The 9,616-nt window shown below is 69.3% G+C and carries 8 protein-coding genes; 6 read left to right on the top strand and 2 right to left on the bottom strand.

From position 1 onward, the window contains the following. Nucleotides 1-274: 274 nt before the first annotated feature. The 5 genes from LOZ83_RS35685 to LOZ83_RS35665 all read left to right on the top strand — a co-directional run bounded on the left by LOZ83_RS35685 (nucleotide 275) and on the right by LOZ83_RS35665 (nucleotide 7,218). Nucleotides 275-2,041, top strand: coding sequence for a glycoside hydrolase family 3 protein (locus LOZ83_RS35685; protein WP_374202761.1), 1,767 nt, complete (start codon nucleotides 275-277; stop codon nucleotides 2,039-2,041). Continuing rightward, nucleotides 2,038-3,276 carry an exo-beta-N-acetylmuramidase NamZ domain-containing protein gene (locus tag LOZ83_RS35680; RefSeq protein WP_236796287.1) on the top strand — a complete coding sequence of 413 codons (1,239 nt, stop codon included), beginning with the start codon at nucleotides 2,038-2,040 and terminating at the stop codon, nucleotides 3,274-3,276. The genes LOZ83_RS35685 and LOZ83_RS35680 overlap by 4 nt, the downstream gene beginning before the upstream one ends. Before the next feature lie 7 nt (nucleotides 3,277-3,283). Further along, nucleotides 3,284-5,023: a serine hydrolase domain-containing protein gene (locus LOZ83_RS35675; RefSeq protein WP_236796286.1), complete on the top strand. Its 1,740-nt coding sequence runs from the start codon at nucleotides 3,284-3,286 to the stop codon at nucleotides 5,021-5,023. A gap of 254 nt (nucleotides 5,024-5,277) precedes the next feature. Next, nucleotides 5,278-6,270, top strand: coding sequence for a MurR/RpiR family transcriptional regulator (locus tag LOZ83_RS35670; protein ID WP_255826787.1), 993 nt, complete (start codon nucleotides 5,278-5,280; stop codon nucleotides 6,268-6,270). A gap of 18 nt (nucleotides 6,271-6,288) precedes the next feature. Beyond that, nucleotides 6,289-7,218 carry an N-acetylmuramic acid 6-phosphate etherase gene (locus LOZ83_RS35665; RefSeq protein ID WP_236796284.1) on the top strand — a complete coding sequence of 310 codons (930 nt, stop codon included), beginning with the start codon at nucleotides 6,289-6,291 and terminating at the stop codon, nucleotides 7,216-7,218. Nucleotides 7,219-7,278: 60 nt separating this feature from the next. Here the strand turns inward: LOZ83_RS35665 and LOZ83_RS35660 are convergent, their stop codons facing one another. Next, nucleotides 7,279-8,004: an oxidoreductase gene (locus LOZ83_RS35660; protein WP_236796283.1), complete on the bottom strand. Its 726-nt coding sequence runs from the start codon at nucleotides 8,002-8,004 to the stop codon at nucleotides 7,279-7,281. After that, nucleotides 8,001-8,495 carry a phosphoribosyltransferase gene (locus LOZ83_RS35655; RefSeq protein WP_236796282.1) on the bottom strand — a complete coding sequence of 165 codons (495 nt, stop codon included), beginning with the start codon at nucleotides 8,493-8,495 and terminating at the stop codon, nucleotides 8,001-8,003. The genes LOZ83_RS35660 and LOZ83_RS35655 overlap by 4 nt, the downstream gene beginning before the upstream one ends. Before the next feature lie 238 nt (nucleotides 8,496-8,733). On the opposite strand from LOZ83_RS35655, the gene LOZ83_RS35650 reads away from it, so the two are divergent. Beyond that, nucleotides 8,734-9,616 (top strand): AMP-binding protein (locus LOZ83_RS35650; RefSeq protein WP_236796281.1); only part of this gene is annotated, 883 nt, incomplete at its 3' end.

Genomic DNA, 9,616 nt, shown 5'->3' with positions numbered 1-9,616 from the left:
TTTCTCCTTCTGGTGGTCCCGGTGGGCCCCCCGTTGTTCGCGGGGGGGGGGGGGCGCCACCGGCTTTGCCGGTGGCGCCCCGCGCACGTTCGGGGGGTGTTTCCCCGGGTCGGCATTCCGACGCCGCCGCATCACAGGGATGCCGTCCCGGGGGAACCGCCACGTCAACGGCCATCCGGACGTTGACCCGGATCCGGACAAGTGAGTAGCTTTCCCGCTACCGGCAGCTTTGGTGGAGTTCTTCCACCGCGCGCCGGTACTGAGGGAGGCGCTCGTGATCCGGAGGAAGCATGCGCTCGCCGCGTCGATCGCCGGGCTGCTGGTCGTGAGCGGGGTGAACGTGGCGGACGCGGCACCGGGCTCGTGGGCCGTCCGGGTCCTGCGCGGGATGAGCCTGGAGGAGAAGGTCGGCCAGCTGTTCGTGCTGGACGTGCAGGGCAGGACCGCGGACGATCCGGGCAATCTGGCGAAGTACGGAGTCGACACTCCGGCCGAGGTGATCGAGCGTTATCGCCCGGGCGGAGTCATCTATTTCAACAATTCCGGTACCGACAACGTCGACGACCCGGCGCAGGTGGCGAACCTGTCGAACGGGCTGCAGCGCGCCGCGCTGTCCTCGGGCGCGCGCCTGCCGTTGATCATCGCGACCGATCAGGAGGGCGGCCGGGTCACCCGGATCTCCGCGCCGGCGACCGAATATCCGGCGAGCATGGCCGTCGGGGCCGGGCGCAGTGCCGAGGACGCGCGGCAGCTCGCCGCGATCAACTCTCGCGAGCTGCGGGCGATGGGCATCAACCAGGATTTCGCGCCGGATGCCGACGTCAACTCCAACCCGCTCAACCCGGTGATCGGCTCGCGGTCGTTCTCCGCCGATCCGGCGCTGACCGGTCGGCTGGTCGCCGCCGAGGTGGACGGTTACCAGAACTCGGGGCGGCCGGCCGAGACGGTTTCCTCTGCTGCCAAGCATTTCCCCGGCCATGGTGACGCCGCGACAGACAGTCACACCGGCCTTCCGGTGATCAGCCGGACGGAGCAGCAGTGGCGCGAGATCGATCTGCCGCCGTTCCAGGCCGCGATCAAGGCCGGCATCGACGTGATCATGACCGCGCACATCACCGTGCCCAGCCTCGACCCCTCGGGTGAGCCGGCCACGCTGTCCAAGCCGATCATGACCGGCATCCTGCGTGACGAGCTGGGCTACAACGGTGTCGTCGTCACCGACTCCCTCGCGATGGCGGGCGTGCGGCAGATGCATCCGGACTCGGAGATTCCCGTGCTGGCGCTGGAAGCGGGCGTGGACCAGATGCTCATGCCGCCCGACCCGGCGGCCTCGATCAACGGTGTCCTCGACGCGGTGAAGAGCGGCCGGCTGACCGAGCAGCGCATCGACCAGAGCGTGCTGCGCATCCTCGAACTGAAGCGCAAGCGGGGCATCGTGGCGCAACCGCTCGTCGATCCGCGCGCCGTCGGGCGAACCGTCGGCACGCGCGCGCACCTGGACGCCGTCCAGCGGTTGACCGATCGGACGACGACCGTGCTGCGCAACGACGCCGGGCTGCTGCCGTTGCACAACGCCGGCAAGGTCCTGGTGACCGGCTGGGACAACCCGGCTTATCCCGGCTATCCGGCCGAACCCGTTGCGACACTGGCTAACCAGCTCGGCGGCACGGCGGTCTCGACCGGCGCGAGCCCGGCGCCTGAGCAGATCGCCGCCGCGGTGAACGCCGCCCGGCAGTCCGACACCGTGATCGTGCTGACCAACGGCCTGCGCACGTCGGCGCAGCAGCAGGAGCTGATCAACGGTCTGGTCGCGACCGGCAAGCCCGTCATCGCGGTGACCGTGCAGGAGCCGTACGACCCGGGTTACGCCGACGTGCCGACCTGGGTCGCGACCTACGACTGGCGGGACGTGACGATGAAATCGCTGGCGAAGGTCCTGCTGGGGCAGATTTCGCCGCAGGGCAAGCTGCCCGTTGCGATCCCGGCGGGCGACGAGCCGGGCAAGGTCCTGTACCCGTTCGACACGGGGCTGACCTGGTGAACCTCAACCGCCGCGGCTTCCTCACGGCCGGCGCCCTCGCGACGCCACTGCTCGCCGGTGGCTCCGGGATCGCTCGCGCCACAACGGAAACCGCCGTGATCACCGCCGCGGACCAGCTCGCCGCGCAGGGCTGGCGCAAGCTCGCCGGGCGCAAGGTGGGGGTGCTGTCGAACCCGACGGGGGTGCTCGCGAACCTCGACCACATCGTGGATTCGATGGTCGCCGCCGGGGTGAAGCCGGTCGCGGCGTTCGGCCCTGAGCACGGCTTCCGCGGCAGTGCGCAGGCCGGTGGGTCCGAAGGCGACTACACCGATCCGCGCACCGGGATCCCGGTCTACGACGCCTATGGCGCGACGGCCGACAGCCTCGCGAAGATGTTCACCAAGGCCGGTGTGGACACGGTCGTCTTCGACATCGCCGACATCGGCGCGCGCTTCTACACCTACATCTGGTCGATGTACACGGCGATGGTCGCCGCGGCCGGCGTCGGCGCGTCGTTCATCGTGCTCGACCGGCCGAATCCCGTTGGCGGCCAGGCATTCGGCCCGATGCTCGACCCCGCGTCCGCTTCCGGCGTCGGCCTCAAGCCGATCGTGCAGCAGCACGGGATGACGGTCGGCGAGCTCGCCCGGTTCTTCGCCGGGGAGTTCCTGACCGCGAAACTCGACCTGGATGTGATGCGGGTCCAGGGCTGGCGCCGGGACACGTTCTTCGCGCAGACCGGGCTGAAGTGGACACCGCCGAGCCCGAACATGCCCACCCCCGACACCGCGCTGGTCTATCCCGGACTGGGCATGGTCGAGGGCACGCTGTTCAGCGAGGGTCGCGGCACGACGCGGCCGTTCGAGATCGTCGGCGCGCCGGGAGTGGACTGGCGGTGGCGGGAAGCGCTTTCCGGGCTCGCGCTGCCGGGCGTCGAGTTCCGCGAAACGTATTTCGTGCCGACGTTCTCCAAGTTCGTCAACGAAACCTGCGGCGGCGTCGAACTCACCGTCACCGAGCCGCGCGCCTTCGACGCGATCCGGACCGCGGTCGCGATGTTCGTCACCGCCAAACGCCTGCACCCGGGCCTGTTCGGGTGGCGCCCGGACCTGGCGATCGACAAGCTGTCGGGCTCGGACCGGCTGCGGAAGATGGTCGACGCGGGCGCCGGTGTGGAGGAGATCGTCGGATCGTGGCAGGCCGAGCTGGCGAGTTTCGTCGCCCGCCGGCAGCCGTACTTGCTCTACTGGTGAGGTCAGCATGCGTGTCGGCAAACTTCTGGTCGCGTTCCTCGTCGCGACCCTGACCGTGCCGGGAGCGAGCGCCATCGCCGAGCAGCCGTGGGCGGGCCGATTCGACCGGCCGCAGCAGGGTTTCGCGCCCGCCGGCACGGTGCTGCGCGACGGAAGCCCGGCCGATGTCGGTCTCGACCCCGCGCCGATCCGGTCCGCGGAGCAGTTCCTGGCGAGCTGGGCGCAGAACGACCCGACCACTGGTCATCCGCACTTCTCGGGCGCGGTCGGCCTGCTGGCGCACGACGGCGTGGTCGTGGACCGGTACGCGACCGGGCAGGCGCTGCGGTACGCCGACGCCGCGGGCACCGAGCTGCCCGCGGACCAGCAGGTGCCGATGCGCGCGGACACGATCTTCGATATGGCCTCGGTGACCAAGCTGTTCACCTCGATCGCGGTCATGCAGCTGGTCGAGGCGGGGCAGGTCGAGCTGTCCGCGCCGGTCGCGAAGTACCTGCCCGAGTTCGCCACGAACGGCAAGCAGTACGTGACGGTCGAGCAGCTGCTGACGCACACCTCCGGCCTCGACGCCGATCCGGCGCCGTCGCTGTGGCAGGGCTACCCCGACCTTCCCGCACGCCGCAAGGCGGTGCTCGACAGCCCGCTGGTGCACCTGCCGGGCTCGACCTACCTGTACTCCGACATCAACCTGATGACGCTGGGCTTCCTGGTCGAGCAGCTCACCGGCTCGCCGCTGGACAAGGTCGTGCACGATCGGATCACGCAGCCGCTCGGGATGCGCGACACCGGCTTCAACCCGCCGGCCGGCGAGCTCGGCCGGATCGCGGCGACGGAGTACGAGACGGATCCGCCGCGCGGCCTGGTCCGGGGTCAGGTGCACGACGAGAACGCCTGGGCGCTCGGGGGTGTCTCCGGGCACGCCGGCATCTTCTCGACAGCCGGTGACCTGGCCGTGCTCGCGCAGACCATCCTCAACGGCGGGAGTTACCGCGGTGCGCGGATCCTGAAGCCCGAGACCGTGCGGCAGATGCTGACGAACCACAACGCGGGGTTCCCCGGTGACGACCACGGGCTCGGGTTCGAGCTGGACCAGATGTTCTACATGGGCGCGCTGTCCTCACCCGTGACCGCCGGGCACACCGGGTTCACCGGCACCACGTTCGTGATCGACCCGGAGTCGAGGTCCATCGCGATCCTGCTGACCAACCGGGTGCACCCGACGCGGAACTGGGGTTCCATCAACCTCGCGCGGGAGACCTGGGCGAGTTCGCTGGCGCGGGCGATGGCGGTGCGGCCCGTGCGCGGGCCGGACGCGTGGTTCAGCGGCATCGGCAATCTCGCCACGGCGACCCTGACGACGCCGGTGTTACACCCGGCTGGCTCGACGCTCATCGATTTCGAGGCGTTCGTCGACACCGAGGCCAGCGATCCGCTCGTCCTCGAGTCGAGCGCGGACGGTGTTACATGGCAGCCCGTGCCGGTACGGGCAACCGGTCCGGGTGCTCCCGACGATTCCGTGCTGACGCTGAGTGGCCACGGACACCGGGTTTGGTGGCGGGTGGCGGCACAAGTACCGGCGGCTGGTCAGGTGATTCTCCGCTGGCGCTATACGACGGACACGTCGTACACCGGGCGGGGTGTCTTGATCGACGGTGTACGAGTAACCAGCACTAACGGCAAGCTGGTGGATGCTGAACGGACCCCGTCCTCACTCTCCGCTGTCGGATGGGCGCAAAAATCGCGGTGAACAGGGAGGCGATTTCCGGCCGATCACGACTTAATATGCGGCCGGGGATTCCCTAGCACCGATCGAGCGCCGCGGGCTACCGACGATCGTTGGCTGTTTCGGGAACCACAACAAGTTGCCAAGTCGTTAACAAGTAGACGTTAACAAGTTTGACCTGGTTGGCGACTTTCTGGGCAACTGAGTCAGCGCAGCTCGGACGTGCAGGGGCGGACGTGTTGCGATCATCCCGAAGGATGTGGGTAGCCTTGTCTCAAATGTCGACGGTTAGTAACTTTCCCACGGATACTGATACCGATTCCGTAACCGATCCGGCACAGACGGAGACCGTTCCGGCCGTCCGGGAGCCCGAAACCAGTCCGCTGGTGCGGATTCGCTCGCTTCTGCCCGGATTGGCCCGTGCGGAACAGCGCGTAGCCAAGGTCGTGCTGGAGGATCCCTCCTCGGTCGCCCGCCGGAGCATCACCGAGGTCGCGCTCGCGGCGAACACCAGCGAAACCACGGTCACCCGGTTCTGCAAGGCGGTCGGTGTCGGCGGTTACCCCCAGTTGCGGATCGCGCTCGCGGCGGACACCGCCCGCACCGAGGCGCGGACGACCCGCAACCTCGGCGGCGAGATCGGCGTCGACGACGACCTGGCCGCCGTCGTCGGCAAGGTCAGCTTCGCCGACGCCCGCGCGGTCGAGGAGACCGCCGACCAGCTCGACATCGCGACGCTGGAGCGGGTGATCGGCATCCTCGCCGAGGCCGGCCGGATCGATGTCTACGGCGTCGGCGCCAGCGCGTTCGTGGCCGCCGACCTGCAGCAGAAGCTGCACCGCATCGGCCGGGTGTGCTTCGCGTGGTCCGACACGCACATCATGCTCACTTCGGCCGCGGTGCTCGGCACCGGCGACGTCGCGATCGGCGTCTCGCATACTGGCGCGACCACCGACACCGTCGAGGCGCTGCGAGTAGCCCGCGAGCACGGCGCCACCACCGTCGCGCTGACGAACTTCCCGCGGTCCCCGATCACCGAGGTCGCCGATTTCGTGCTGACCACCGCCGCCCGCGAGACCACGTTCCGTTCGGGTGCGACGGCCAGCCGGATCGCGCAGCTGACGGTCATCGACTGCCTGTTCATCGGCGTGGCGCAGCGGCACATGGACGACGCCTCGCGGGCGCTGGACGCCACCCGCGAGGCGGTCGGCACACATCGGCTCGGCGTGCGGCCCGACGGCAGGCGACGCCCCCGCGAGACCGGTAAGTGAGCGACGGAAATGAGGCGCATGATGACGGTGCCGAGCCAGGTGGTGCACGTCGATTCTCCGACCGAGCAACGGAATCCCGGGACGACCGACATCGACCGCATGCCGACGCTCGGCATCCTCACCATGATCAACTCCGAGGACCGGAGGGTGCCCGAAGCCGTTGGTGAGGTGCTGCCCGAGGTCGCCGTCGCGGTGGACTACGCGGTGGAAGCGCTGCGGACCGGGCATCGGGTGCACTACGTCGGCGCCGGCACCTCCGGGCGGCTCGCCGTCCTCGACGCCGCCGAACTGGTGCCCACCTACAACGTGCCCGACGACTGGTTCGTCGCGCACCACGCCGGTGGCACCCAGGCCCTGCAGAAGGCCGTCGAGAACGCCGAGGACGACGCGAAGTGCGGGGCCGCGGAGCTTTCGGCCGCGGTCGAGCCCGGTGACTTCGTGCTCGGGCTGACCGCGTCCGGGCGCACCCCGTACGTGCTCGGCGCGCTGGCCGCGGCGAGCCGGAAGGGCGCGCGCACCGGGCTCGTCTCGGGTAATGCGCGGGCGGTGCGGCCGGCCGGGGTCGACGTGCTGATCGCGGTCGACACCGGGCCGGAGGTGATCGCCGGGTCCACCCGGATGAAGGCGGGCACCGCGCAGAAGACGATCCTCACCGCGTTCTCGACGGCGACGATGATCAAGCTCGGGCGGACCTATTCGAATCTGATGGTCAGCATGCGCGCGACGAACGCGAAACTGCGCGGGCGGACGCTGCGGATCCTGCGCGAGGCGACCGGCGCGAGCGAGCAGGAATGCGTCAACGCCCTCGCCGAGGCGGACGGCGATCTCAAGATCGCGCTGATGCGCCTGTTGTGCGGCGTGGACGCCAACACCGCGACAGCCATGCTCGCCGCCAGCGGCGGGCATGTCCGGGACGCCGTCGACGCCTGCGCGGCCTTGACGGCGTAGGCGTTTCCACCGGGCAGCTTGTCGGGGCGGCAAGCAACCCGGTGGAGCGAAAGCGTTTTCTCAGCCTGCCGCTTCCGCGATCCCGCGGGCCTCGCGGGCACCCTTTTCCATGGCGTCGCACCAGAACAAGAGCCAGTCCCGGACGCCGTCCGGTTCCCCGGTCGCGAAGGCCGCCGCGGCTTCCCGGTAGCGCGTGACCCGGCGCAGGCAGGCCACCTCCGGCACGGTCAGGGATTTCGGGTCGGTGCCGGTCGCGACCATCGTCAGCCGGGCCGCCGCGCGTGCGACCACGCCGTCCGCGGTGCCGAAAGGCTGTAGCGCCAGCAATTCGCCGTGTACGACGGCTACCTGCAACGGGCCGGGGGCCGAGGTGGCACCGGTGAGCAGTTGGGTCAGCAGTTCGAGGCGGGCCCCCGTCCCGGCGCGGGGACGGCCGAGCGCCTCCGCGTCCGAGACCAGATCGGCCGCAGCCAGTACGTGCATGCGCGCGAGTGCCTGCGCGGGCGCGCGACGCCACGTCGGCAGGAGCGCCTCAAGCGTCTCCGCGACCCGCAGCGCGCCGGCCAGCAGCGGATCCGTCACCTCGGCGTCCGCGGGGATCTCCGGGTCGGCCCCGTCGATGGCGGCGGACGCCCGTGCCGCGCGGACCGACGCTTCCGCGGCGGTCGCCGGGCCGCCACGGAGGTTGGCCGGATGACGGTGCACGGCGAAGATCGCGTCCTGAGCCGATTTCACGGCGGCCGCGACCCCGTCGAGGTCCAGCAGTGGAGCGAGCGGGTCTGTCACGCTTCCAGCACCTGCCCGGCTCGCTGGACGACCGGCGGCTGCGCCGACCACGCGAAGTTGATCCACTTGTCGGTTCGCCGCCAGACGTACTCGCACGCGACCTCGGACCGCGGCTTCTCGTAGATCACCGCGCAGCGCACCTCCGCGACGTGATCGGCGCAGAAGTCGCGCACCAGCTTGAGCGTCGCACCGGTGTCGGCCACGTCATCCGCGACCAGCACCTTCGCGCCGGCCAAGTCGACCACGTTCGGCACCGGCGGCAGCACCACCGGCAGGTCCAGCCGCTGGTCGACGCCGGTGTAGAACTCCACGTTCATCACGTGCAGGTTCTTCACGTCGAGCGCGTAACCGAGCGCGCCGGCGACGAACAGGCCACCGCGCGCGATCGACAGGATCAGATCGGGTTCGAACCCGTCGTCCGCGATCATCCGCGCCAGCGCCCTGCTGGCCGAACCGAACATCTCCCAGGTGAGCTCTTCCCGCTCAGCCATGCGCCCTCCTCAGGACCACCCCAGTACCGGCGAGCATATGTGGCCCGAACTGGCCTTTTGGAAAGTGGCATCCGCAGCAGTCCACCCGATGATCGCGGTCGTGCAAGGATGAGATCGAATCATCCACAAGTCCCATGTCACAGCACCTGTGGAACCGCGCCCTTTCGCTGTGCGCACCACGTCGATACCGTGCTTCCGGCGTAAAACCACAGCCGAAGATCTCAGGAGGCCGTACACCATGACCGAGCAGTCCCCCGGCTTGTCCAATCTGCTCACCGAGAACCGGACGTTCCCCCCGTCCGCCGAGTTCACCGCCCAGGCGAACGCGACCGCGGACTGGTACGAGCGGGGCAACTCCGATCGTGAGGCGTTCTGGGCCGAGCAGGCGGAGCGGTTGTCGTGGGATACGCGGTGGTCTCAGGTGTTGGATTGGTCGGGGGCGCCGTTCGCGAAGTGGTTCGTGGGCGGGAAGCTCAACGTCGCCTACAACTGTGTGGATCGGCATGTGGAGGCCGGGTTCGGGGATCAGGTCGCGATCCACTGGGTGGGTGAGCCCGGTGATACCCGCGATATCACCTATGCCCAGTTGCAGGATGAGGTGTGCCGGGCGGCGAATGCCCTGTTGTCGTTGGGGGTGGGGGCGCGGGATCGGGTGGCGATCCAGTTGCAGATGATTCCGGAGGCGATTGTGGCGATGCTGGCGTGTGCCCGGATCGGCGCGTTGCATTCGGTGGTGTTTGGGGGGTTTTCGCCGACGGCGTTGCGGTCGCGGGTGGATGACGCGCAGGCCAGGGTGGTGATCACCTCGGATGGGCAGTATCGGCGGGGGAAGGCCGCCCCGATGAAAGCCAACGTCGACGAGGCTTTGGAGGGCGCCGAGTCGGTGGAGAAGGTGATCGTGGTGCGCCGCACCGGGGCGGCGGATATCCCGATGCGCGAGGGTCGGGATGTGTGGTGGCACGACCTGGTCGACACCCAATCCCCGACACACACGCCGGAGGCGTTTGATGCGGAGCATCCGTTGTTCATCCTCTACACCTCCGGTACGACGGGGAAGCCGAAGGGGATTCTGCACACCTCCGGCGGCTATTTGACCCAGGCGGCGTATACCCATCATGTGG

Source organism: Amycolatopsis sp. GM8 (assembly GCF_021653975.1).
In the GTDB taxonomy this organism is placed as follows: domain Bacteria; phylum Actinomycetota; class Actinomycetes; order Mycobacteriales; family Pseudonocardiaceae; genus Amycolatopsis_E.
The sequence above is the reverse complement of the archived record's forward strand: the minus strand, read 5'-3'. Positions and strand labels throughout refer to the sequence as shown.

Bases quoted from the DNA above. Each gene is read 5' to 3' on its own strand.
- LOZ83_RS35675 (WP_236796286.1), top strand. From the start codon at position 3,284: ATGCGTGTCGGCAAACTTCTGGTCGCGTTCCTCGTCGCGACCCTGACC.
- LOZ83_RS35655 (WP_236796282.1), bottom strand. From the start codon at position 8,495: ATGGCTGAGCGGGAAGAGCTCACCTGGGAGATGTTCGGTTCGGCCAGC.
- LOZ83_RS35670 (WP_255826787.1), top strand. From the start codon at position 5,278: ATGTCGACGGTTAGTAACTTTCCCACGGATACTGATACCGATTCCGTA.
- LOZ83_RS35665 (WP_236796284.1), top strand. From the start codon at position 6,289: ATGATGACGGTGCCGAGCCAGGTGGTGCACGTCGATTCTCCGACCGAG.